Origin of the sequence: Pseudoalteromonas sp. SCQQ13 (genome assembly GCF_015864415.1) — a bacterium.
Taxonomy (GTDB): domain Bacteria; phylum Pseudomonadota; class Gammaproteobacteria; order Enterobacterales; family Alteromonadaceae; genus Pseudoalteromonas; species Pseudoalteromonas nigrifaciens.
The window spans coordinates 44,073-69,609 of record NZ_JADYXG010000002.1 but is presented as its reverse complement, the minus strand read 5'-3'; the positions used below and the strand labels follow the sequence as shown (position 1 = coordinate 69,609).

At 40.5% G+C, this 25,537-nt stretch carries 21 protein-coding genes; 10 read left to right on the top strand and 11 right to left on the bottom strand.

Annotated features, from left to right (window positions below; translation table 11 throughout):
* Positions 1-2: 2 nt before the first annotated feature.
* From queG to I6F41_RS01975, 4 genes are all read right to left on the bottom strand, one after another.
* Positions 3-1,142, bottom strand: a complete 1,140-nt coding sequence (gene queG, locus I6F41_RS01990; protein ID WP_231613355.1) for a tRNA epoxyqueuosine(34) reductase QueG — start codon at positions 1,140-1,142, stop codon at positions 3-5.
* A 109-nt stretch (positions 1,143-1,251) separates the two neighbouring features.
* The gene (locus I6F41_RS01985) at positions 1,252-2,472 is read right to left on the bottom strand and encodes a methyl-accepting chemotaxis protein (RefSeq protein ID WP_041454561.1); all 1,221 of its coding nucleotides are present in this window, start codon (positions 2,470-2,472) and stop codon (positions 1,252-1,254) included.
* Between the two features lie 24 nt (positions 2,473-2,496).
* Positions 2,497-3,189 (bottom strand): glycerophosphodiester phosphodiesterase, encoded by a 693-nt coding sequence (locus I6F41_RS01980; protein ID WP_182683933.1) that lies wholly within the window; start codon positions 3,187-3,189, stop codon positions 2,497-2,499.
* Positions 3,186-4,052, bottom strand: a complete 867-nt coding sequence (locus I6F41_RS01975; protein ID WP_179806989.1) for a DMT family transporter — start codon at positions 4,050-4,052, stop codon at positions 3,186-3,188. Before I6F41_RS01975 ends, I6F41_RS01980 begins: the two co-directional genes overlap by 4 nt.
* 311 nt (positions 4,053-4,363) lie before the next feature.
* Between I6F41_RS01975 and I6F41_RS01970 the strand changes: the two genes are divergently transcribed.
* The 3 genes from I6F41_RS01970 to rlmB all read left to right on the top strand — a co-directional run bounded on the left by I6F41_RS01970 (position 4,364) and on the right by rlmB (position 8,575).
* The gene (locus tag I6F41_RS01970; protein ID WP_086993265.1) at positions 4,364-5,098 is read left to right on the top strand and encodes an enoyl-CoA hydratase/isomerase family protein; all 735 of its coding nucleotides are present in this window, start codon (positions 4,364-4,366) and stop codon (positions 5,096-5,098) included.
* Between the two features lie 244 nt (positions 5,099-5,342).
* Positions 5,343-7,835: a ribonuclease R gene (gene rnr, locus I6F41_RS01965; protein WP_011329128.1), complete on the top strand. Its 2,493-nt coding sequence runs from the start codon at positions 5,343-5,345 to the stop codon at positions 7,833-7,835.
* Positions 7,832-8,575: a 23S rRNA (guanosine(2251)-2'-O)-methyltransferase RlmB gene (gene rlmB / locus I6F41_RS01960; protein WP_011329127.1), complete on the top strand. Its 744-nt coding sequence runs from the start codon at positions 7,832-7,834 to the stop codon at positions 8,573-8,575. Before rnr ends, rlmB begins: the two co-directional genes overlap by 4 nt.
* Before the next feature lie 180 nt (positions 8,576-8,755).
* On the opposite strand, the gene I6F41_RS01955 is transcribed toward rlmB, so the two are convergent.
* Positions 8,756-10,912 (bottom strand): TonB-dependent receptor family protein, encoded by a 2,157-nt coding sequence (locus tag I6F41_RS01955; RefSeq protein WP_086993267.1) that lies wholly within the window; start codon positions 10,910-10,912, stop codon positions 8,756-8,758.
* Positions 10,913-11,085: 173 nt separating this feature from the next.
* Entirely contained in the window at positions 11,086-11,931 is an 846-nt protein-coding gene (locus I6F41_RS01950; protein ID WP_011329125.1) for a LysR family transcriptional regulator, read from the bottom strand.
* 127 nt (positions 11,932-12,058) lie between these two features.
* Here I6F41_RS01950 and I6F41_RS01945 point away from each other — a divergent pair, with 127 nt between their 5' ends.
* From I6F41_RS01945 to gcvP, 4 genes are all read left to right on the top strand, one after another.
* Positions 12,059-12,658 (top strand): hypothetical protein, encoded by a 600-nt coding sequence (locus tag I6F41_RS01945; protein WP_182683934.1) that lies wholly within the window; start codon positions 12,059-12,061, stop codon positions 12,656-12,658.
* Between the two features lie 157 nt (positions 12,659-12,815).
* Positions 12,816-13,898 (top strand): glycine cleavage system aminomethyltransferase GcvT, encoded by a 1,083-nt coding sequence (gcvT, locus tag I6F41_RS01940; RefSeq protein ID WP_011329123.1) that lies wholly within the window; start codon positions 12,816-12,818, stop codon positions 13,896-13,898.
* 59 nt (positions 13,899-13,957) lie between these two features.
* Positions 13,958-14,347, top strand: a complete 390-nt coding sequence (gcvH, locus tag I6F41_RS01935) for a glycine cleavage system protein GcvH (RefSeq protein WP_011329122.1) — start codon at positions 13,958-13,960, stop codon at positions 14,345-14,347.
* A gap of 164 nt (positions 14,348-14,511) precedes the next feature.
* Positions 14,512-17,403 carry an aminomethyl-transferring glycine dehydrogenase gene (gcvP, locus tag I6F41_RS01930; protein WP_182683935.1) on the top strand — a complete coding sequence of 964 codons (2,892 nt, stop codon included), beginning with the start codon at positions 14,512-14,514 and terminating at the stop codon, positions 17,401-17,403.
* 129 nt (positions 17,404-17,532) lie between these two features.
* On the opposite strand, the gene I6F41_RS01925 is transcribed toward gcvP, so the two are convergent.
* Positions 17,533-18,444 carry a hypothetical protein gene (locus I6F41_RS01925; protein WP_182683936.1) on the bottom strand — a complete coding sequence of 304 codons (912 nt, stop codon included), beginning with the start codon at positions 18,442-18,444 and terminating at the stop codon, positions 17,533-17,535.
* A gap of 4 nt (positions 18,445-18,448) precedes the next feature.
* Entirely contained in the window at positions 18,449-20,284 is a 1,836-nt protein-coding gene (locus tag I6F41_RS01920) for a type I restriction enzyme endonuclease domain-containing protein (protein WP_231613351.1), read from the bottom strand.
* Between the two features lie 199 nt (positions 20,285-20,483).
* Between I6F41_RS01920 and I6F41_RS01915 the strand changes: the two genes are divergently transcribed.
* Entirely contained in the window at positions 20,484-21,458 is a 975-nt protein-coding gene (locus tag I6F41_RS01915; protein WP_182683937.1) for a transposase, read from the top strand.
* 93 nt (positions 21,459-21,551) lie between these two features.
* On the opposite strand, the gene I6F41_RS01910 is transcribed toward I6F41_RS01915, so the two are convergent.
* A complete protein-coding gene (locus I6F41_RS01910) occupies positions 21,552-21,923 on the bottom strand; it encodes a hypothetical protein (RefSeq protein WP_182683938.1) in 372 nt (123 codons plus the stop codon).
* 523 nt (positions 21,924-22,446) lie between these two features.
* Between I6F41_RS01910 and I6F41_RS01905 the strand changes: the two genes are divergently transcribed.
* The gene (locus I6F41_RS01905; protein WP_182683939.1) at positions 22,447-23,061 is read left to right on the top strand and encodes an acyl carrier protein phosphodiesterase; all 615 of its coding nucleotides are present in this window, start codon (positions 22,447-22,449) and stop codon (positions 23,059-23,061) included.
* 52 nt (positions 23,062-23,113) lie between these two features.
* Here I6F41_RS01905 and I6F41_RS01900 read toward each other — a convergent pair whose 3' ends face one another.
* A complete protein-coding gene (locus I6F41_RS01900; RefSeq protein ID WP_011329115.1) occupies positions 23,114-23,422 on the bottom strand; it encodes a hypothetical protein in 309 nt (102 codons plus the stop codon).
* A 366-nt stretch (positions 23,423-23,788) separates the two neighbouring features.
* Between I6F41_RS01900 and I6F41_RS01895 the strand changes: the two genes are divergently transcribed.
* Complete coding sequence (locus I6F41_RS01895; RefSeq protein WP_041454557.1) at positions 23,789-24,127, top strand: YajD family HNH nuclease; 339 nt, start codon at positions 23,789-23,791, stop codon at positions 24,125-24,127.
* Positions 24,128-24,519: 392 nt separating this feature from the next.
* Here the strand turns inward: I6F41_RS01895 and I6F41_RS01890 are convergent, their stop codons facing one another.
* Positions 24,520-25,497, bottom strand: a complete 978-nt coding sequence (locus I6F41_RS01890) for a GGDEF domain-containing protein (RefSeq protein WP_182683940.1) — start codon at positions 25,495-25,497, stop codon at positions 24,520-24,522.
* Positions 25,498-25,537 lie beyond the last annotated feature (40 nt).

Sequence of the window (25,537 nt, the reverse complement as noted above, 5' to 3'; positions counted from 1 at the left end):
ATTTAAGCGTCGCGGGGTAGGCCTTTTTCAACAATTCTGATAAGCCTTGCGGTTTTACGCAGTATAGTACCTTGCTTATTGCGTTGCTGTTGCAGCGCCCAATTTATATGCTCTAAAACCAGTTCACTGCAAGCTAAGCTTTTATCTTCTAGGGCATGAATAATGCTAGGGCTAAATTCAGCATTACCTAAGCCTACAGCCAAATTACGCAACCAACGCTCGTGGCCAATTCGACGAATAGGGCTGCCTTCGGTGTTTTTTAAAAAAGTGGCTTCATCCCAAGCAAACAGCTCGAGTAGGTCTTTATCTTTTAATTGGGTGCGCGGATGAAAATCATTTTCGTCGGTAAGTTGGCCATAACGATTCCACGGGCAAACTAATTGGCAGTCGTCACAACCATAAACGCGGTTACCTAATAATGTTCGGTATTGCTCTGGAATAGGGCCTTGTAGCTCAATGGTTAAGTACGATATACACTTACGTGCATCTACCACGTAGGGCTCAACAATAGCGCCAGTTGGGCATAGTGTTATGCAGGCTACGCATTTACCACAGCCTTCAAAGGTGTTTTCTGCATCTATGGGCAGCGGTAAATCAACAAATAACTCACCTAAAAAAAACCAAGAACCGGCTTCTTTATTAATAAGTAATGAGTGTTTACCGCGCCAGCCCAAGCCTGCTTTTTCAGCAAGTTGTCGCTCAAGTACCGGGGCTGAGTCGACAAAAGGCCTAAAACCGTATTCGCCAATTTCGAGCTCTATTTTTTGGCCTAATTTTTTTAAGCGATTACGCATTAATTTATGGTAGTCGCGGCCAAGAGCATAGCGACTTATATACGCTTTTTCTGAGTTTTTAAGGGTTTTGGCAAAACCTGCATCGGGGGGCAGGTAATTCATTTTTACCGAAATAACACGCTGCGTTCCGGGCACTAACTCAGCAGGGCGAGCGCGTTTCATACCATGAGCGGCCATGTAATCCATATTGCCATGGTAGCCGGCGTCGAGCCAGCGTTGCAGCTGCGTTTCATGCTTGCTTAAGTCTATATCAGTAATACCTACTTCGCTAAAGCCAAGCTCTTGTCCCCACGCTTTAATTTGTTGGGCAAGGTTTTTATAATCAGGAACTGCGTCGCTCACATGCATCACACGGTTAAATAAATAGCTGGGTAATTTAACATATTTAGCTTATGGGTAAAACGCTTGTTATACCCATAAGCTTGTTAGCAAATACCTATTTTTAATAAAATAGGTATTACTGCACAAAGCGTTTCAGTTGTTGTTGTGTTTGTTGGCTGAGGGTTTGTGATTGTTGGCAATCATTAAGTGCTGTATCTATGGTTTGTTTGGCTTGCTCGCCAAGCGCTACAATATGCTCTACCGATTGGTGGGTTTGATTTTGTGTTTGCTCAAGTAAGTGCACAGCCTCGGCAATTTGTTGTAACTGTTGCTGGTTATGCTCAAATTCAGTAAGCATATTAGTAAAACCATTAGAAGTACTATTAATTGATTTTTGCGCATTGTGTGAGTGAGTAATTAATTGCTCTGACTCTTTATTTGTTTCGTTTACTAGCTCGTTCATTTGGTTTATAAAATCACTAATTTGCCGCGTTGCACCACTTACCTTAATTGAAAGAGTACGCACTTCATCGGCAACTACCGCAAAACCACGTCCCGCATCACCGGCTCTTGCTGCTTCAATGGCGGCATTTAGGGCTAGTAGATTGGTTTGATCAGAAAACTCTTCCACCATTTTTAAAATGCTACGAATGTTTTCACTGTTTTCTTTTAAGCCTGAAATAGTTGCCGAAAAGCCGGTTAGCATATCGGTTATTAATTTTACTTGTTGCACTAAGGCCGACAACTCTGTTGCCGAAAGCTTAACAAAATTTAAATGCTCATTATTTACTTTATGCACGCTGTCGGTATTACTTACTATATTTTGTAAGCTCTGCGCTATTTGGTTGCTGGCATTTATAATTGTATGGCTTAAATGTATTTGTTGTCCGCTTAATTGCTCAGTCTGTTGCATAGACTGAGTTACTTGCTCGGTACTTTGCACACCAGCTTGGGCGCTATTGTAGGTTGTGTTTAGTAGCTGATTTAAATGAGTAGTAAAAAGATTGTATTGCTCGCTTAGTTCACGGAACTCATCATAAGTAAAATGGGGTAACTTTGCCGATAAGTCTGCATCTTGCTGGTTTATATTTATTAGCGTGTCGCGCATTGCCTTTACTGGGCGCACCATTAAAAATCGCATATAAAATAGGGTGAAAATAAAGCCAGCCACAATCACTAAAGCTAATGCCCAAAATAACCCAGTACTTTGTTGGTTTAGGGTTAAGCTTTCATACAGCCAAAATAAAGTAATAGCCTGAAATAAAAATACAAAACTTAAATTACCCACAATTTTGCGCGTTAAGGTAAAAAAAAGTGTTTTTTCTAAAAAATTATAAATTCGCATATAGCTACTCATTATGTACAGACCATTTGGTTATTATTAATCACCTAAGTAAGCTTTAGTTTGTGCCGGATAATTTGTAAAAATACCATCCACACCTAAATCTAGCATCAGCTTTATATCTTGTTGTTTGTCTACAGTGTACGCATAAATTATTAAACCACGTTGTTTTGCATCATCTACAAAGGCTTTATTTATAAAGTTTTTATCTACATGAACACTGTACGCGCCTAAGTCTTCAGCAAACTTTGCATAATTAATTGGTATAGATGACGTTAGTGCACCCATTTTTAGCCAAGGTAAGCGTTTTTTTAACCAGGCTAGTTGATGATGATCGAACGACGACACTAAAATGTTATCTGCTGATATGCGTTTTTCTGTAATGTTTTTTTCAACTTGAGCTGCAAACTGTTCAAGATTAAAAGTATGTTTTAGCTCTAAATTTAAGAGTGTTTGATTATTATTCCAATCAAAAAGTTGCTGTAAAGTTGGTACTTTTTCGCCATTACCAGCATTGAGTTGCATAATGTGAGCAGCAGTAAAGTTACACACTTTACCTACGCCGTTAGTGGTTCTATCAAGCCAAGTGTCGTGAATGATCATGTAATCATCAAGTGCGCTTTGTACATCTACTTCAATGCCGTCAACGCCTATTTGTAAGGCCGCAATAATGGCGCTTTGGGTGTTCTCTGGAAAGTGCCCACTGGCACCGCGATGGGCAAATACTTTCATTGGCGTGATTTCCGTGCAATAGACCAAGTTTCAAAACAAGCAGCGCTAACAATTAATGCACCACCAATAAAAGTGGCGATAGAGGGGCGCTCATGCAAAATAATAATAGCTAATAATGTGCCGTAAAGTGGCTGAAGGCAAGCAATTAGCCCCGCGGTTGCCGCCGATAAATGCTTTAAACTGGCAGCAAATAATGAGTGTGGAGCTGCGGTAAATATAACTCCCGCAACTAAAATAAGCACCAAATCGTGATTAGTGGTCGCATAAATAGGCACTTCAATAAACGCGCAAAGCATTAGGCTGGCAACCAAGGTTTGATAAAACATGGTTTGCGGGCCACCGTATTGATTAAAATAGCGCTTATGAATGATATTACGAATGGCAAAAAAGAACGCCGAAATAACCCCAGTGATCACCCCAAGTGTTACATCATTCCCTAAATTTGCATTAGGTATTAATAAATAAATGCCGATTAACACTACCGCCGCACTAATAATATCTTTTGCTTTGGGCTTACTTTTATGAAAAAACGGTTCTAAAAACACGGTTATTACCGGGTAGCTAAAAAAAGCCAACATACCAATGGTGATCCCAGCAAGTTGCATTCCCGCAAAATAAGTTACCCAATGTATGCCTACTGCCACACCGAGTAACAGGGCAATTAAGTAATCTTTACCTTGGTTTAGCTTAATCGGCTTTTTTTGCATGCTGAGCAAAATAAAAATAGCGATGCCGGCTATGGCTGCACGATACACGGTAATGTCGAGTGCATTTAAACCAATTAACTTTGCAAATAGCGCAGTGCCGCCAAAGAGTAATACGGCAATGTGTAGGTAAATTAAACTTTGCTGTTGCGACTGCATGTTATTTCCTTATGTTGGCTCATCTAAATATTGCAGACAATGGTTAAGATGAGTTTTTGAGTTTTCGTGACAAATGTAAGCAAAGTTAGTTGTATTTAAGGTAATGTAACTAAAATCGAATTTACTTTTAATATTCGTTTAGCTTACACTCGTTAGTAGGTTACTGCGTTTAAAATTGATAAATACAGGAATTAAACGTTTATTTGTAAAGTTGTGCGTAAAAACACTAAACCAAGCTTGAGTGTATTAATAACAAAAACGCGCTGCTGAAACAGCATTAATAATTAAAATAATGAAAAATGAGGGAATAAATGACACGTTTTATAGCAATAAAAACCGAAGAAAGCACGGCCGTTTTAACCATGAATACCCCCGAAAACCGCCATAATCCAGAGTTTTTGGCTGAGTTTAATCAGCATCTTGATCAAATAGAAGCCGATAAAAATATTAAGTCGGTGGTGCTTACATCTAACAGTGAAAAAAATTGGTCATTGGGAATCGATTTAGAGTGGATGGCTAATACGAGTAATACCCCAGAAACAATTGCCGGCTTTATGAGCGATGTAACCGCGTTATTAAAACGCATTGTTACGTTTCCTATGCCGATTATTGCCGCGTTAAACGGCCATACTTTTGGTAATGGTGCAGTATTGGCCTGCGCTTGTGATTTTAGGCTAATGAAATCTGATAAAGGATTTTTTTGTTTTCCTGAAGTCGATGTGATGGTGCCATTTTTACCCTCAATGTTTCCTATTATTAATAAAGCTATTCCACAAGCCTTTTTTAACCGTTTAGCTATGTCGGGTATGCGAGTAGGAGCACAAGAGTTATTAGATAACAAAGTAGTAGAAGCTATTTTTGCCGATGAAGCTCAATTACAAGCAGGTGCGCTGGGCTTTGCACAACAGTTTAATAAAAACCGTTGGATTTACGCTCAAAATAAAACCCAAATGAATAAACAAATAGTGTTAACCATGGAAACAGAAGATCCGATCTTTATCGATAATATCAGTAAATTGTTATGGAAAAATTTACAGCAAAAATAATTCTAACTTAGCGTCAAACAGGCCTTAATGAGTTTGTTTGAGCTACTAATTTTAGTTACTAATTTTAACTTATAGCAGAATAAACCCGCCACAAAATTAAGGGCGGGTTAAGCCCGGTTAGGCTAAGTTTTTAAATACAAAAAGTAAGGTAAAAGTGCTTTATTAAAAGTTTAATAGCTTTTACCTGTCTCATTTTAGCTATATGGGTTAAAATACCTACATAACCAAACTAACAAGATAGTGAATGTCAAACCAAGATCCAAATCTCAGTCGAGAACAAGAAAAGTACGAAAACCCAGTCCCTAGCCGTGAGTTTATACTTACTCACCTTCAAGAGCGTTCAAAACCTGCTAACTATGCACAGTTATGTGAAGAACTAGCGGTAAACGATGAAGAACGGCAAATCGCATTTAAACGCCGCCTTCGTGCTATGGAACGTGACGGTCAGCTGTATTTTAATAAGCATAAATGTTACGCCCTAATTGACGAAGCCGGTTTAACTAAAGGCAAAGTAGTAGGCCACAGAGACGGTTTTGGCTTTTTAGAAGTTGAAGGCGAGAATAAAGATTGGTTTATTGCTAAGCACCAAATGAACATGGTGTTACATGGCGACATTGTACTTGCTAAAGGCACTAAACGTGGCTCTGGCTCAAAATGCGATGCACGTATTATAAAAGTACTTACCAACGAGCGCGCGCCTATTGTTGGCCGCTATTTTGTTGAGCATGGTATTGCCGTAGTGGTTGCCGAAGATCCGCGTATTACCCAAGACATAATGATTTTACCGGGAAGCGAAAACGGCGCGCGCCATAACCAAATGGTGCAAGTTAAAATAACGCAAAACCCCACCCGAAATATGAACGCGGTAGGTAAAGTAATTGACGTACTTGGCGAGCATTTAGCCCCAGGTATGGAAATAGAAGTTGCCCTGCGTAACCACGATATTCCGCACGTTTGGCCTGAAGAAGTTGAAGCGCAAGTAGCCCACCTTGGCGAATTTGTTGACGAGGCTGACAAGCAAAACCGCGTAGATTTACGCGACCTACCTTTAGTAACCATAGATGGCGAAGACGCACGCGACTTTGATGATGCCGTTTATTGTGAGCCTAAAAAGTCAGGTGGTTGGCGTTTATGGGTTGCTATTGCCGATGTGTCGCATTACGTAGGTATGAACACCCCGCTAAACAAAGAAGCCATAGAGCGCGGTAACTCAGTGTATTTTCCTGAGCAAGTAATTCCTATGCTGCCTAAAGTATTGTCTAACGGCTTATGTTCGCTTAACCCTGAAGTTGATCGCTTATGTATGGTTGCCGAAATGACAGTGTCAGATTCGGGCAAGCTTTCGGGTTATAAGTTTTACGAAGCGATAATGAATTCGCATGCACGTTTAACTTACACCAAAGTAAATGCCATTTTACAAAACGATGAAAAACTACGTAAAGAATATGCGCATGTAGTGCCACATTTAACCGATTTACAGCAAATGTATTTAGCGCTTAAATCGGCTCGCCAAGAGCGTGGTGCAATTGAGTTTGAAACTCTCGAAACTCGTTTTGTATTTAACGCACAGCGTAAAATAGAATCGATAGTGCCGGTTATTCGTAACGATGCGCACAAACTTATTGAAGAATGTATGATTTTAGCCAACGTATCGGCGGCTAAATTACTTGAAAAACACGAAGCCAGCGCGCTATTTCGTGTCCATGACGAGCCAGATAGCGAAAAACTAGGTAACTTTACTAAGTTTTTAGGCGAACTTGGTATTGAGAGCACGTTAAGCGACGAGCCAACACCTAAAGAAATTACTCAAGTGCTAGCTCGTTTAGGCGATCGCCCAGAAGCAGAGCTTATTCAAACCATGCTGCTGCGCTCAATGAAGCAAGCTGTGTATCAACCAGATAACATAGGCCACTTTGGTTTAGCCTTATCTGCTTATGCGCACTTTACTTCACCAATTCGTCGTTACCCCGACTTAGTAGTGCATCGAGCTATAAAAGCGGTACTAAAAGCACAAGGCCAACATACTTCAGGCGAATACGCATACACAGATGACGAAGTAGATAAGTTAGGTGAGCAGTGTTCTACCACAGAGCGCCGCGCCGACGATGCTACTCGCGAAGTAGCCGATTGGTTAAAATGTGAGTTTATGCAAGATCACGTTGGCACTGAGTTTGATGGTGTTATTTCATCGGTAACCAATTTTGGTTTATTCATTCGTTTAGATGATTTGCAAATTGATGGCCTTATTCATGTTGCCAACTTAGGCAATGAGTTTTTTGCCCATGATGCCGCAAAACATTGTTTAATAGGCGAGCAAACGCACAAAGTATATCGCCTTGGCGATAAAGTAACGGTAAGTGTTGCATCGGTTAGCTTAGAAGACAGACGCATAAACTTAACCCTTAAAGGCGATAAAGCGCAAGACCGATACACGCGCCGCCGTGGGCCAAAAGGCACTGATAAATCTGAGCATGCACCTGCGAGTGTACGTTCACAGTTAAAAGCAGGCAAAGTACCGGGTAAAAAATCGCATGGCGATGAAAAACCTAAAGGTAAAAAAAGGCCAGCAAGCAAAGATAAAGGTAAACCTGCAAATAAGTCGGCAACTAAACCAGCTGACAAAAAAGCAGTAGATGCCACAGCAAATAAAAAACCGAAAAAAAAGGCCGTTAAAAAGCCTAAAAGAGTAGGCAAAAATGCCCGCAAACGTAATACCCCAGGAGCAGAAAATACGTGAGTAATGAATTAATTTTTGGTTTTCATTCTGTTGAAGCGATTTTAGCAAGCGAACCAGAGCGTTTTGTAGAAATTTACGCGCTTAAAGGGCGTGACGATAAACGCTCAACCCCGATTATTGATGAAGCACTTAAATTTGGTATTTCAGTACAGTACATGCAACGCAAAGCCCTTGATAGCAAATCAAAAGGCGAGCAGCATCAAGGTATTATTGCCAACGTAAAAGCAGCACCAACGTTTAACGAAAAAGATCTTGATGCGATTATTGCACGTGAAGATACTCCATTTTTGTTAGTGCTTGATGGCATTACTGATCCGCATAACTTAGGTGCATGTTTACGTAGTGCCGACGCCGCTGGCGTACATGCTGTAATTGTACCTAAAGATCGCTCAGCTAAGCTTAACGGCACAGCGCGTAAAGTTGCCTGTGGCGCAGCCGAAACAGTACCGCTTATTCAGGTTACTAACCTTGCACGTACATTGCGCGAAATTAAAGACGCTGGTGTTTGGGTTGTAGGCACTGCAGGCGAAACAGATAACCACGTATTTGATGCCAGCTTAACAGGGCCAATGGCTATTGTTATGGGTGCCGAAGGCGAAGGCATGCGCCGTTTAACCCGCGAGCATTGCGACTTGTTAGTTAAAATACCTATGGCGGGAACGGTTTCAAGCTTAAACGTATCGGTAGCCACAGGTATTTGTTTATTTGAAGTATTACGCCAACGTAGCGTTAATAACTAAGTTATTAACTGGCTCGTTGAAGCAATAAAAAAACCGAGGTTGAAAATTCAACCTCGGTTTTTTTGTGTTCGTAATTTAATGCGGTTGTTATAAACGGTTCAATAACAAGGCAATAATTTAGATGTGTAGTGTTTCCTGCATAAAAAATTATTACCGCTGTTAGTGAGCCGTTTAACCAGCTTAAAAGCTGTAAGTGTAGCCCAACTGTAGGGTACGAGGCTTACCTGGTTGGATACCGCCATTAGCACGATTAGCAATGTAGGTTTTATCAAACAAGTTATCAACGCTTAAGTATACTTTTTGATTGTCGTCGATGCGGTATTTAGCGGCTAAATCCCATACCACACGGCTATTAATAGCATTTAAGCCAGAGTCGGTTAAATCTGCATGTGAGTCAGATACATAGCGCAGTTGGCTGTGTACAACAAATGCTGATAATTCAGCACCCATAGAGAGTGCTACTTGGTTTTTTGGCACGTAAGGCATAGCGTCGCCTTTTTCTACTGTGCCCCAAATTTCTGAATCAAAAGTGTTTTTAAATTCAGAATCGGTGTAGGTGTAAGTTAGCTTAACCGGGAACATAACAGTATCGGTGTTAAAAGTATGGCCTGCACTAAATTCAACGCCAGAAACAGCTACTTCACCATAGTTATATTGATCGCCAATGTTCTCATCGCTACACCCTACAGCGGCAGTACAATTACCGTGCATGTTGTCGTAATCAGAATAAAACGCAATAATTTCACCATTAATACCGCTTACGTTATAGCGTGAACCAAATTCAATATTTACACTTTTTTCTTCTTCTTGGTCGGCATTACCCGGCGCGGCTGGCGCATAACCTTGTTGAATACCAGCAAGTAGAGTGATGTTGTCGTTTACTGTGTAAGTTGCACCGAGTGACGGCACTAAAATATCAGTGTCGTTCGACACATTTTTAGTTAAACCATTGCTGCGTGTAGGATCCGACTTTGCCCACTCTTCACGGGTAATCGTAATGTCTTCGAAGCGCAGGCCTGCACTGATCACTAATGCATCTAGCGTCCATTCGTCTTGAATAAATAAAGTACGTGCAGTGGCACTATCTACGCGGTTACTGTCAGAACCCGGAACTCCGCGCTCTGTCAGTGTCATGCTTAAGTCTTGATTAAGCGTGTACTCGTCTTGCCACTGAAAGCGATCCATTTCGTCTTCATGGTAACGCATGCCCACAGTTATATAGTGATTGCCAGCAGGGATATGCAGCTCAGACTGAATACCTTTAGCTTGGTAGTCGCGGTTATTTGCTTTTATAGCAATGCCTTCAATACCTTGTGCGGTAGGGTTGGCTTCAAATTCGCTGTATTGCTCAAGGTAGCTTTCGCTTACTTTACTGGCTTTATACCAGTTACGATGAAAGTCGTTTAAATATGCCGTAGCAAGTAGTTCGTAACCTGCACCAAAGCGATATGCATAGTTAAGTTGATAAGCATTGTGACGGGTATTCATTTCATCATTTTGCGATGCCGCATAACGACGGTATGGCGTTGCTTGGTAATCGGCATCGGTTAAGCCCATGTAAGTTTCGTCTGATGTTTCGTCTGAATACTTAATTTTTAGCTCAAGGTTATGCGCGTCATTTTTACCAAATGTATGGCCTAACTTTAATAGTAAGTCAGTTTTTTCAAAGCCGGTGTTGTCATCGCCAACTGGCAGGTCTTTAAAACCATCTGCGCCGTAGGTAAATACTTCAATTAAACCCGCGGTATTGTTTTTTTCTTTGGCAAAATAAGCATGGCCTTTATAGTAGCCATCGCTACCTAAGGCAGCATCAAGCATACCTGTTGAGCTATTAGGCTCGGTTGGTAAGCTGCGCGATAATAAGTTTAAAACGCCGCCTGTAGTACGTGGACCATATTTAACCGATGCAGCACCTTTTAATACTTCAATAGACTCCATGCGGCCCATAGTAGGGAAGTAATAAGCCGAAGGAGCCGAGTAAGGCGCAGGTGCTACAAGTACACCATCTTCCATTACTGATATTTTGTCGTTACGACCAGTGCCAGTTCCGCGCATACCTATATTAGGGCGCAGGCCGTAGCCGTCTTCTTCTTGTACGTAAACACCAGGTACAGAGGCTAAAACACGAGAAATGTCGGTAAATTCAAATTTTTGCAGCTCAGCATCCGAAATAAACGTTGCAGAGCCCGGAATATCGTTAATAGCTTGTTGTGAGCCTATAACTGTAATTTGTTCAAAGTTACGCTCTACCTTACCCATATCTTTTGCCATTGCAGTTGCACTAATAGACAAGGCAACCGCAGTTGCAAGGGTAGATACTAAAAACTTATGTGCCATTGAGACTATCCTAAATTGGGTCAATTAACTAAATAGGCGCAATTTAAACACGTTAACGAATGAGAATCAATGTTATTCAGCGTTTACGTATGTAAGTTTTTATAACTAAAAATCTTCATATATATAACTTTTAATATATGAAGATTTGTTGGCTAGTATGTGTATAAAGCAGGTTAGCCTAAGCGAAGTTTTATAAATTCGGCCAGTTTAAAAACGGCATTTTCTGGCTCACTGGCCGTTTTTACTAAGCTAATACCAATATCACCCAAGGATGGTAAAAATTTGGTTTTAAGTTGATAGTTTAGCTCGTTTGGTACAGTACTTTTAGCCAGCACTGTAATGCCTAAGCCTTCTTTTAGCGCAGCAATAAGCCCAGTTAAATCGGCGTTGCTATACACAATACGATACTTTATTCCCGACCTTTCTAGCGCCTCTATAGCTCGGCGTCTGTAAATACACCCCTCGGGAGCGGTAACCAAAGTAACAGTGTCGTTTTGTGCCAGCGACAAGTCGCCCACCCATACCAGCTGATCTTGCTTAAAAATAGGAAATTGCTCCGAGTCGAGCTGCTCGTTGAGTGCCAGTACTAAATCAAACTGATCTTGGCGTTCTTGCGATAATAAATGCTTACTTAAACGCGATTTAACTTCCAGTGATACTTCAGGGTATAAAGCTACAAAGTCGCCAATAATAGAGGGTAAAATACGCGCTGCAAATTCGCTTGGAATACCCAAACGTACTCGGCCGGTAATACTTTCTGAGGTAAATAGCTGCAAAATGGCATCGTTGTGTTGCATCATTTGTTTAGCCATTGGCAATAATAGCTCGCCATATTGATTAAGCACTTGGCGTTGGCCTTGTTTTTTAAATAATTTATAACCGAGCAAATCTTCTAAGCGCTTTATTTGCAGGCTAACCGCAGGTTGCGATAAGCCAAGTAAATCGCCGGCTTTAGCAAAGCCGCTAGCCTCTACTACCATTACAAAAGTGCGTAAACTATCTGTTGAAATGTTTTTCATATTTAAAATCACAATTAATATCGCCATATATATAAGCATTATTTATCAATTGATTAATAATTACAATTTGTTGTTGTACAGCGGGAGCAATATACTTTTGATATTATAAGTTTGATAGGTGTTTGTTATGACTTTTAGCCCCATTATGTTTGCCCGCCATAGCAAAGCTAACAGCGCGGTTATTAATTCTTTGCAGGCCAGCAACAACCACGTTGTAATAGACTTTAGCGGCACAGAAGCCTCGGTATTTTTAAGTAATATACTAGGCCACGATTTAACTAAGTTAACTGCCAGTGGTTTGGGTTTAATTGGCACCCTTGATGGCGATTTTAATTCTGATTATAGCTATGCCGTTTACTGCTTTAGCGAAACTGCTTTTAGATTTATATTACCGCACTGCGCAAGTCTGCAATTACAAGCACTTATAAACGAGCAACAACTGCGTTATGACATTGATTATGTTATGCGTACTGACCTAGCAAGCTTTATTTTAAGCGGCAGTAATGCCTTTGACTCAATTGTAGAAGCCTTTAAATTAACGCCGGGTTTACGTCTTTCAGATGCACAATTATGTTACGGTACGCAAAGCGGTGACGTATTTATCACAGCCATAAATAAAAACGACCAGCAACAATTTGTACTGGTGGCTAAAACTCCTGAGCTGCAAAAGTGGCAAGAGTATATGGAAGCCCAAGGCTTTGCCCTTATTCAAGGCGCTGCAGCGTAAAATATTCACCCTAACTTGGGTGCTCACAGCTTAGTATTAATATTTGGCTGTGTTTAATTACAATTTGGCAGGCGTTAAACGCAGGCCATATTATTCCCCCTCATTAAATTGAGGCCACGCCCAAATAACTGGGTTAATTTAAAAGTGAAGGAATATCATGACTTCTAAAACAGTACTTTATGCTAAGCACCTTGAAGCGGGCGCTAAAATGGTTGATTTTCATGGCTGGGAAATGCCAATTAACTACGGTTCGCAAATAGAAGAGCACAATGCAGTACGCAACGATGCCGGTATGTTTGACGTATCGCACATGACCATTGTTGATATACAAGGCGAGCAAGCACAAGCATTTTTACAAAAACTAGTAGCAAACGATGTTGCTAAACTTACCGTACCTGGTAAAGCGTTATATACCCCAATGCTAAATGAGCAAGGCGGCGTAATTGACGACTTAATAATTTATTTTTTCAGTAACACCTCTTATCGCCTAGTTGTTAACTCAGCAACCCGCGAAAAAGACTTAGCTCACCTTGCTAAAATATCAGCCGATTTTGCCGTTACCGTTACAGAGCGTAACGAATTTGGCATGATTGCAGTGCAAGGCCCTAACGCTAAAGCTAAAACTGCCACATTATTAACAGCTGAGCAAAATGCAGCAATAGAGGGTATGAAACCGTTTTTTGGCGTGCAAACAGGTGATTTATTTATTGCCACAACGGGTTATACTGGCGAAGACGGTTACGAAATTGTAGTGCCAAAAGAGCAAGCTGCCGATTTATGGCAACAACTGTTAGACGCAGGAGTTGCACCAGCAGGTTTAGGCGCACGCGACACGCTACGTTTAGAAGCGGGCATGAACCTTTATGGCCTAGATATGGACGAAAGCGTATCGCCACTAGCGGCTAACATGGCTTGGACTATTGCATGGGAACCACAAAGTCGTGACTTTATTGGCCGTGATGTACTAGTACAACAACGCGCCGACCAAAGCACTGATAAACAAGTAGGCCTAGTGCTAGAAGAAAAAGGTATCTTGCGCAGTGGCTCTAAAGTAATTGTTGATGGTGGCGAAGGTGTTATTACTTCTGGCACTTTTTCACCAACACTGGGTTACAGTGTAGCGCTTGCACGTGTACCACGTTCAACGGGCGACACCGCTCAGGTAGAAATGCGTAAAAAATTAGTTACCGTAAAAGTAGTAAAGCCTGGCTTTGTACGTAACGGTAAATCAATACTTTAAAGTATAAATAAATTTAATTTTGGTGCTATCACCCAATATAAACCAAAGGACAAAACAAAATGAGCAATATCCCTAGCGAGTTAAAGTATGCCTCTTCACACGAGTGGGTTCGCAACGAAGGTGACGGTACGTTTACTGTTGGTATTACTGAACATGCGCAAGAGTTACTTGGCGACATGGTATTCGTAGAACTTCCAGAAGTAGGCGACGAAGTAGATGCAGGCGAAGAGTGTGCAGTAGCAGAATCGGTAAAAGCAGCATCAGACATTTACGCACCAATTGGTGGCGAAATTGTTGCAATTAACGAAGAGCTAGAAGACGCACCAGAAACAGTTAACACCGACGCGTTTGGTGACGGCTGGTTATTTCGCATTAAAGCATCAGATGAGTCTGAGCTTGAAAACCTACTAAATGCAGAAGACTACGCAAACACTATTGACGAAGATTAATCTTTAGTGAGTAAAAAGCCCCATTATTTAAAACATTGGGGCTTTTATGATTTTGCTGCTTACCTTTCCATACACTGTAAGTTATTAAATCATATTAATTTTAAGTTATTGCTGGTTACCCATTAGTAATAATCACATTTTTTGGATCATAGGAATCTGGACACATGTCAAACGCCAAATCTCTTGAGCAGTTAGAGCAAACGCAAGATTTTATTCGCCGCCATATTGGGCCAAGCCCAGCGCAAGTAAGCGATATGCTTAGCGCGCTTGAAGTATCGAGTGTTGAAGAGCTGATCGGTCAAACTGTACCTGCAGGTATTCGCCTTGAGCAGCCTTTAACCGTGGGCGAAAGCCGCACCGAAGTTGAAACACTAAGCTACTTAAAGTCAGTAGCAAGCAAAAATAAAGTTTTCAAATCGTATATTGGCCAAGGCTACCACCCAACACATGTACCGCACGTAATTTTACGTAACGTACTAGAAAACCCAGGTTGGTATACTGCGTACACTCCATATCAGCCAGAGATAGCGCAAGGGCGTTTAGAGTCGCTACTTAACTTTCAAACTATGACCCTAGATTTAACCGGCCTAGATTTAGCAAGTGCATCGTTACTTGACGAATCAACCGCTGCAGCAGAGGCTATGGGCCTTGCAAAACGTGTATCTAAAGCGAAAAAAGCCAATGCATTTTTTATTGCCGACGACGTACACACACAAACAATTGACGTAGTAAGCACCCGCGCCGAGCAGTTTGGTTTTGAAATAATTGTTGGCAAAGCAGCCGACGCTGTTAACCATGAGATTTTTGGCGCGTTATTTCAATACCCATCAACAACTGGTGAAGTGGTAGACATTACCGACCTAATTGCTGGCGTACAAAGCAAAAAGGCAATTGCCTGTGTTGCTGCCGACATTATGAGTTTATTACTATTAAAAGCACCGGGTAAATTAGGCGCAGACGTAGTATTAGGTTCGGCGCAGCGTTTTGGTGTACCTATGGGTTACGGTGGCCCACATGCTGCATTTTTTGCAACACGTGACGCGTACAAACGTTCATTACCAGGTCGTATTATTGGCGTATCTAAAGACCGTTTAGGTAACGATGCACTGCGTATGGCAATGCAAACGCGTGAGCAACACATTCGCCGCGACAAAGCCAACTCAAACATTTGTACCGCGCAAGTATTACTTGCCAACATGGCAGCGTTTTACGCTGTGTACCATGGCCCACAAGGCTTAAAAACTATTGCTCAGCGTATTCATCGCTTTGCCGATATTTTAGCTGCAGGCTTACAAGCTAAAGGCGTGAGCCTTAAACACAACACCTGGTTTGATACCCTAACGGTAGTAAGCGATAGCAAAGCCGACGTTATTGCGCGTGCACTAGCAAGCGGTGTTAACTTTGCTACTAACCGCGATGGCGAATACTCAATTGCCGTATCAGAAACCACCACACGTGCAGACGTAGCGCAGTTATTTGATATTGTATTAGGCGAAGGCCATGGCCTAAGTGTTGATGCAATTGCAGCCGATATTGAAAACAATGGCAGCACGTCAATTCCAGCAAGCTTAGAGCGTGATGACGAAGTATTAACGCACCCTAACTTTAATTCGTACCACAGCGAAACTGAAATGCTACGTTATATTAAGCGCCTAGAAAACAAAGACTTAGCGCTTAATCACTCAATGATCTCGTTAGGTTCATGTACTATGAAACTAAACGCGACTGCTGAGATGATCCCAATTACCTGGCCTGAATTTTCAAACTTGCACCCATTTTGCCCGCTAGATCAAGCACAAGGCTATCAAATTATGATGGGCGAACTGCATGATTGGTTGGTAAACATTACCGGTTACGATGCGGTTTCATTGCAACCTAACTCAGGTGCTCAAGGTGAATACGCAGGCTTAATTGCCATTCGTAAATACCACGAGTCACGCGGCGACGCTCACCGTAACGTATGTTTAATTCCAAGCTCGGCGCATGGTACTAACCCAGCGTCGGCACAAATGGCCAGCATGAAAATTGTGGTGGTTGATTGTGATAAAAACGGTAACGTAGACATGGCCGATCTTAAAGCGAAAGCAGAAGCGGTAGCCGAAAACTTATCGTGTATTATGATCACTTACCCATCTACACACGGCGTATACGAAGAAACAATTCGTGAAATTTGCGATATTATTCATCAGCACGGCGGCCAAGTTTACATGGACGGCGCAAACATGAACGCGCAAGTTGGCGTAACTAGCCCAGGCTTTATTGGCTCAGACGTATCGCACTTAAACTTGCATAAAACCTTTTGTATTCCACACGGTGGCGGTGGCCCAGGTGTTGGCCCAATTGGTGTTAAATCGCACCTTGCGCCATTTATGCCTAACCACAGCATTATTAACGTACCAGGTACTAACGAAGGTAATGGAGCGGTATCGGCAGCGCCATATGGTTCAGCGTCTATTTTACCTATTTCGTGGGCTTACATTACCATGATGGGCTCAGAGGGCTTAAAACAAGCCACTGAAATGGCAATTGTAAATGCTAACTACTTAACGCATGAGCTAAGCAAGCACTTTCCAATTTTATACCGTGGCCGTAACAACCGTGTTGCGCACGAATGTATTGTTGACTTGCGTCCGCTTAAAGAGTTGTCGGGTATTACTGAAATGGACGTGGCTAAACGCCTACAAGACTACGGTTTCCATTCACCTACTATGTCGTTCCCAGTAGCGGGCACGTTAATGATAGAGCCTACCGAGTCTGAGTCTAAGGTTGAGATCGACCGCTTCATCGAAGCAATGGTGTCAATTAAGAGCGAAATCGACAAAGTAATCTCTGGCGAATGGTCTATCGAAAACAACCCGTTAGTGTTTGCACCGCACACCCAAGGCGACGTGTTAGGTAACGAATGGGACCGTGCATACGACCGTTTTTACGCAGCATTCCCAGTGGCAAGCGTGGCTAAAAACAAGTTCTGGCCAACCGTAACACGTATTGACGACGTATACGGCGACCGCAACTTAGTGTGTGCTTGCCCACCGGTTGAGACATACCGCGATTAATAATTGTTATTGTTCATGATAAATAAGTTTGCGAACGTGAATAAATAAGTTTGCGAATGGATAAAAGGTGAGCCTAGTGGCTCACCTTTTCTATTTTTTTGAGGATATGAATTAATTATTTAAGCGTTATTATCTAATATAATTAAAAGTTATTTGATTACCATCAATAGTTTTTACTGCTAATGGAAAACCAATTTCATATGTAGTATCGTTTTTAACTGTTTGAACTACATAATCAGTAATGTCCTCTTGTAATGTATTGCCTGTGGTCATGGCTTTTTGAGCGACATTTTTTGCCTGTGGACCATAGGTATTAATCATTCCTAAGATGCCAATATCGTTTGCTTGTACCAAATCCTTTTGGCAATAAGCTTCAACCCCACCTCCTGGGATATTTCTAATTCTAAATGAGTATGTGTAAAGGTGATCAACTTTTTTTATCGGGCATGTAAGACCAAGCATAATTTCAGTGCGCATTGCATCCAAGGCTTGTTGGTCTATGACGTGTTTCATTTTCGATTCGAGTGCCTTATTTATGGAATGCTCCACAACATCTGAGACAAACTCGGCAGATAACAAATTTTGATAATCTCGATCTGGGATAAAGATATCTTCATCATAAATGCTAGATCTACCATTTGATATCAAATTGTTTGGATCGCAGCTTTTTCTAACAACACATTCAAATTTCTCACCTGATTTATAGTCAATTCTTAGCTTCCCTAAATGACCTGTAATACAGTTGATTATGTGCTGCGCTGTTAGAGTACTGCCCGCAAAGGCGATTAAACATTTGTGAGAGTTAAATACTTTTATATAGTCGTGAAAGTTTTCACCAATAAAATGAGGTTCCCAAACATGAATCGGAACTTCTATTATTTTTCTAAACTCAGAGACTAAAGGCTTTCTTCCTGTTGCCGTTACAGTACTAATAATACTGTCAGCGACCATAAAAATACCTGAACGCCTATCTGGCACATAAGTACTGGGTGTTCCCCAAGAGAGACTGCTTTGTCTGTATCCTGCTACTACTAATGTCATTATCTTATGCTACCCACTTATTATTATTTGCAGAAAAATCTACAACCAAGCTATAAATCTTGTCACACTTCTCTTTAAATTCAATTCGACCATAGCTCTCAGGCAAGTCTTTATCTAACACTTCTTCAATTGCATTCTTAACCTGAAGTTGTGTTTGACCGTCTTTCCACCAATCTTGAACCAATACCTTCGGATGCCCATCAAGTAGCCTTAGAATTAGGTGCTTAGCTGCAAGTTTAACCTTTTGTTCCTCAGCTCTTGTAATTTTGTCTTTTTTGAGTAAATCAAAAAGTTCGAGTTCATCTTCGGTCAAACCTTCACGCATATGACGCTCATCTTCTTCCTTCATGCTTTCGGTAAACTTCATCAAGTCATCAAAATAGTTTTCTGTTGATGAGCCGCCAGCGTTATACTGCTCTACGATTTGTTGAAGTTTTTCGGCGAAATCAGTTCGGGTATGATTTTGCTCCATCATTTTGCGAAGCTTATCTTCAATAAATGCCTTGAGTTCGGCAATCTCTACGTTTTTATATTTAGCTTCCTTGAAGTCTTCCTTTAGCTTTTCAAAGTTAATTTTGGAAAGGTCCCAAGTTTTACCTTTTTGAACTATTTGATAATTGGCTTTGTGTTCTTTAACCGCAAACTTTTCAGTATTGTCTACAACAACACTCTCATCAAGCAAATCAGAAACTTTCCGAGTTAAGTCATCAATGTCTACTTGCTCAACATGCGCATCAACAATACCTCTTAAATATTGGATAACTGCAATAAGAGGGCGGCGACTTTGTTTCAAAATTTCTGGTTTACATGCCTCGAACAGGGAAGAAACGGTATTATCGTAAACATAAAAGTTCTTTCTCCACTCATCCTTGCTCAACAGGGTATCTGCAAATTCTTCAAATAATTCTATGTTTTGAAATATATCGTCACTATCAGCAATTGATTTGAGGTTTATATTTCTTTCTTTACACCAATGATCAGCTTGAGTGATTGCATCGTCTAACAATCTGAATAGCTCAGATTTTTCTTGTACTGAAGGTATTTCACCTTCTTTTTCATCCTCACCAACAACGTCGCCTTGTCCATAGTCTTTTAGTGCCTCCTTCATGTTGCGGAAAACATTGTAGTAATCGACAATTTCACCATTTTTCTTTTCGATGAACTTCCCGCTATATCCTTTTATTTTATGAGATGCCACCCGGTTCGCTCTCGCGATAGTTTGCATTAAAGTGTGTCCCTTCATAGGCTTGTCTAAATAAAGCGTTGATATAGTAGGAGCATCAAAGCCTGTTAGCCACATGGCACAAACAAAAACTATTTGAAGAGGATGTTCTGGATCTTTAAAGTTATATTCAACATCGCGACCGTGTTTATCTAATTGATCTAATCGAGCTATATGCGGCTTGATATCTAAATTAGCTTTTTCGAATCTTTCTTCATCCGCTTTCGGGTCGCTAATAACAACTGCCATTTCGACAGAGCGCATGTAATCAACAATTTTCTTAAATCGAGCTTTCTCAATGTCACTTGTAGACTTTTTAACAAGACCTCGAAGGCGCTTAATTTCTTCTTTCCAGTGATTTTGAACCTTGTCATACATTTTCACAGCAGTGAACTTGTCCAACGTGACTACCATGCCTTTACCTAAGTATCCACGCCTTGGAAAGTGATAAACAATATCCTTAGCCAGTGTTTCAAGGCGGTCATCACGCACAATTACGTGCATCTCTTTTGAAAATTTCTTTTCTAGCTTTTGCTGCTGCGCTTCATCTAAGCTTTCATCCTCTAGCAGCTCATAAAACTCATCGCTTAAATCATCATTTTGAACCAAAGGGGTCAAATCTTGACTTCATACATCAATGGTCTAGATTTATAGTTTATTGCTCATTGAGTTTATTATTATGTCTAAAACCAAAGGGGTCAAATCTTGACTTCATACATCAAACCACATCAAACCACATCAAACCAAAGGGGTCAAATCTTGACTTCATACATCAATGGTCTAGATTTATAGTTTATTGCTCATTGAGTTTATTATTATGTCTAGACCACTGCGAATAGAGTATGAAAATGCGTTTTATCATGTGATGAATCGCGGAAGAGGGCGTGAAAATACCTTTTTGAGTGATGACGATTTTAAGTGTTTTTTATACTGCATTGAGCAAGCAAGCCTTCGTTTTAATATTGAAGTACATTCGTATTGTTTAATGACCAATCATTACCACCTGTTAATAAAAACCCCAGATGCAAATTTAGGCAGAGCCATGAAGCATATTAATGGCCTCTATACGCAATATTTTAATAGAGCACATAATACAGATGGTGCACTGTTTAGAGGTCGCTACAAGGCGGTGCTGGTGGATGCTGATAATTACTTACTACATGTTAGCCGTTATATACATCGTAACCCAATAGAAACAAGTACACCGTTAGTAGATGTACTTATTGACTATAAATGGTCTAGCTATTCAGCTTTCATCAAAAAAACAGCGACGCCAAAATGGCTAGTTCGAGACTTTATATTTTCGCTTCAAGGAAAAAATCGTAAATATGCTGCGTACAAACAGTTTGTTGAATATGAAAATAATAAAGAGGTAATTACGTTTTATGGCGCTAAAAAGTTACTTTCAGTTTTGGGTTGTGACGCATTTATTGAAAAAATAAAGGGGTATATAGCAATACCAGATAGCGAAAGAAGTATTGTTATTAAAAAACGCTCAACGGATGATGTAATTGATTACTTAGCTAAATATTTTTGTATAGATACACATGATATTGTAACGGTTAAAAAAGGGCGAAAAGAGAAAAACTTGCCACGTATGTTTGCTATTAAATTATGCCAAGATTTAACTGGGCAAAATTTAAAAGCGTTAGCCGTTATTTTTAATGTTCAACATTATTCAGCCATATCTCAAACGGTATGTAGGCTAAATAAGTTAATAATTGAAGATGATAAGGTCAAATTACAATTCGAAAAACTGCGAGATAGCTTGATGTGTGAAGTCAAGATTTGACCCCAAACCTTCAACGCAAATAAGGTAGGCCGGATAAGCGGCGCAGCCGTGCCATCCGACAGTTTACATAATTGCTTAAATAAACTTAAGAGCTTACGCTTCAGCCCCCAATAAACTATCAATATAAGCGAGTTCTTCGCTAAAAATACCACTAATGAATGCACTTTGTTCGCTAATTACAGCGTCATGAGGTTGGGCTTTATAGTCTTGTTGGCACCTGACAAGTTCGGTGGCTAACCATTGGCATGTGTTGTTTGCTGTATTTATGGCTGTTTTTAAAAAAGATGACCATTTTATTTTTTGTAGATTAAAGCGGTATAGCGCGACAGCAATTAAGCTATAGGCTTGTTGCTTGGGCGATGGTGCGTTATTGCTCTTTAATGTGTAGCTGTTTAAAAGCTTGGTGCTGATAAGGGCTTGTTGCAGTGCGACTTGCTGTAATTGGCTTAAAAAAGTAGTTGTCATAACGTGTTGTGCCTCTGTGAGCTTAATAACCTGATCTCCGGATAATAAACTTATCTCAAGCAGCTATTTTCAGCGCTAACTGCGTTGAATTTACTTGCAATAGGCCAGCTATTGACGCGTAAATTCGCCTTGTTTTCACTGAAAGCCTTTGGCTAGAGAAAATAAAATTAAATATAAATATGATTCAATACGTTAGTAAATCTCTTAACCAGAGTTCAGGTTTAATAGTTAAGGTTAAGCAAGGCGTTTTATGACTCATGCAGTACCGAAAAATACAGCAACATTGATAGCAAAATAGGGCTGACTCTTTACTGAACTAATCAAACATAATTGTAATTGGGTGGGGAGCAGGTTTGTGTTGTCTTTTTTATGGGGAGCGCAGGAGCCTGTGTTTTATTGGTGAAAAAATCACGAACTAAAATATCATTCCCTTGAAGCTTAAAGCCTTTCACTTTTCCTTTATATGAATTTCATCTACAACTGCGTTATTATCTAAAAGGTATTAACCAAACCCGAGAACACGTTGAATTATTTAGCTCATCTTTATTTAGCACAGCCTACGGCCGATTCGCACTTTGGTAATTTACTGGGCGACTTTGGTGGTCAACGGCATTTAAACCAGATACCTATAACGGTAAAGAATGCGCTCGATAATCACTATTTAGTGGATAAATTTACTGACTCTCATCCTATAGTTAAAGAGGCTAAACAGTATTTTTCACCTAAGCGTAAGCGTTTTGCAGGGGTGGCTATTGATGTGGTGTTTGATCACTTTTTAATTATGCATTGGCAAAAATATAATCTACAGCCATTAAACGACTTTAAACAAACTAGCTTTGCGCTTTTGCATAAGCGTATGCTTGTAATGCCGCCGCGAATGCAGCACGTTGTAAAACACATGACCGACAACGATTGGTTTAAAGAGTACGAAACCCTTGATGGGGTAGGGCTAGCACTTGATAATATAGCCAAGCGCATTCGCTTTACTAATACCTTTGCTGGTGCTGTTGATGATATAGCAAAGCATTATGATGAATTGAATGTTGTATTTTTAGCATTTTTCCCTGAGCTGATTACGCATGTAAATCAGTTTAATCTTGAAAACGCTAAAAACATCCGTGGGTTTTATACTTTATAGCCGGGGGATTTAATCCCCGAATCTACTTTTTATCCTCGGTAATAAACCTGATTTAGCTATCGGGTGCTTCTAATGTAAATACTAAATGTTTACGCATATCTTTTAAAACAACGCCTTTTTTTAGCATGGCTGCGCTTAAGCGCTTTTGCCATTTTAATAACTCTGGCTTTGCTGCAGCTAAGGCTTGCTCGTTGTCAAATTGAAAGCACAGTAATAAGGAGCCAGGGAATAAGTGATATTGAACGTCAAACCAGCATTGCAGCATACCAGGGAGTTCTGCTAGGCCTTGTTTTTCGAGTGTATCGGCAATATTAAGGACAAGCGCTTGCTGTTTTATTTGCACTGCAGAGAGTTTTTTCATTGTTTTATCCAAGTTGTAGGCTAACAAATACAGCCATAAGTACTCATTATACCCAAGCTTTTAGGTGAGCAACAACTTTGAGGATAGTTAACCTAAACTCTGGATAATAAATTTATCTCAAGCAGCTATTTTCAGCGCTAACTGCGTTGAATTTATTTGCAATAGGCCAGCCATTAACGCGTAAATTCGCCTTATTTTCACTGATAATCTCTGGCTAGAGAAAATAAGTTTAAACATCATTATTATTATTCAATGTGTTAGTAAATATCTTAACCAAAGCTCGGTGGTTAAAATAAAAGGCGCTGTTCAAAGTGGTTTTTAAAGGCTAATCTGGGCTTATTGTAAAAAGACGGTAGTAATAAGTTAATGAGTAAAACCACGAGTGGTATGCAGGCTTATCAGCAGCAAGAAGAAGGTTATCGAATTAAAGCGTTAAGATTGTACCCTTGGGTATGTGGGCGCTGTGCACGTGAGTTTGAGTATTCTAATTTACGAGAGTTAACGGTGCATCATATTGATCATGACCATAATAATAACCCTGATGATGGTAGTAACTGGGAGTTATTGTGTATTTATTGCCATGATAATGAGCATAATAAATATCACGAATATGTGTTGTACGGCGGCACTACAGAGCAAAAAGTGGTGGTGGCTACACATAACCCGTTTGCCGACTTAAAGGCGCTGCTAAACAAAGATAAATAATGGGTAAAGCCATTTTGGCCAAGTGGTTAGTTTAGCTTACTTATTTCAAAGCTTTAGGGTCTGTTTATCTTTCAAGGTTAAATTTGCAACAGTGTGTTTGGTATTTAGGCAAGGCAGAGCCTATGTGGTGTGGTTATTCCCCATAAATAGGCGATAACGTAGAATCAATACCAAACATGCGCTGCCCGAAGGGTTCTTAGGGGCAATTAACTCTTTGTTAGGGGCGTGAGCAGGATGCAAAAGCTTTGCTCGGTTTTTGCTTATTCTTACATGGATGTAAGCCAGTAGAATAACGCAGGAGCAGTTGTCGAGCCCACTAGGTTACAAACCTCGCGCCGTGATTAACTCGCCCCTAGTTTGAACGAATTTTAATCCGCAAAGGTCAGCAGAACCTAATCGTTACTAAATACGGCGCAGTCGCGGCCTTGTTTTTTTGCTTGATACATAGCATCGTCGGCGCGTTTAAACCAGCTAGCAACTGTGGTGCCCGGTACCCAAGCTGCAACACCAAAAGATACAGTAACTGAGTTACCTGTAGGTGTTTTCAACTCGTTTTTTATTGTTTCGCGTAGCTTGTTTATAAAGCTAACTTGCTCTTTGGGCGGGATTTCGGGAATTATTAGCACAAACTCTTCGCCACCAAAGCGGTATAGCTTATCTGATTCTCTTATATGTGAATTGGTAATTGACACTAATTGCTTTAGTACTCTGTCTCCTTCGGCGTGGCCGAATTCGTCGTTTACCTTTTTGAAAAAGTCTAAGTCTAAAAACGCTAATAAATAAGTGCTGTTATAACGCTCTGCTCGCGAAATGGCGGCTAGTGTATCGTCGTTAAGCGCACGGCGATTTAATGCGCCGGTTAAAGGATCGGTACTGTTTAGTTCTGCAAGTAAAGCAAGCTGCTTGTTGCCAAAAGAGGCATATACAAAAGCACAGGCAGCTAGCATTAAGTTGGTTGTAAAGTAAGAGTTTAGTGGCATAACATCGAATAAATTAGGTATGCTCGCAATAATTGCCACATTGCTAAGGGTGAGTATGAGCGCTTCTATTGGTTTAACTAAAAAAAACGTAACGGCTACTACCGGATAAACCCATAGCATACTGTTAATGCCGTTGGTAATTATAATGGCAATAACGCCAATATTAACAAGCAATGCAATAACGGCGCTAATAACGCGCGGCTTTTTAGTGTAATGGGCATAACCGACTAAGGTTAAAATACCGCTTACAATGGCTAAGTCAATTAGCGCTGCGACTATGTTATTTTCTATAAAACGAATAATAATAAATGGCGTAATACCAAATACTGACACAATACTGAGTATAAGCAGAATAGAAAGCTGATGTTTTTCTTGTAGTTGCTTGAACATAAATGCCTCAAGGTAATAAGTATAATAATGCCAAACCTAA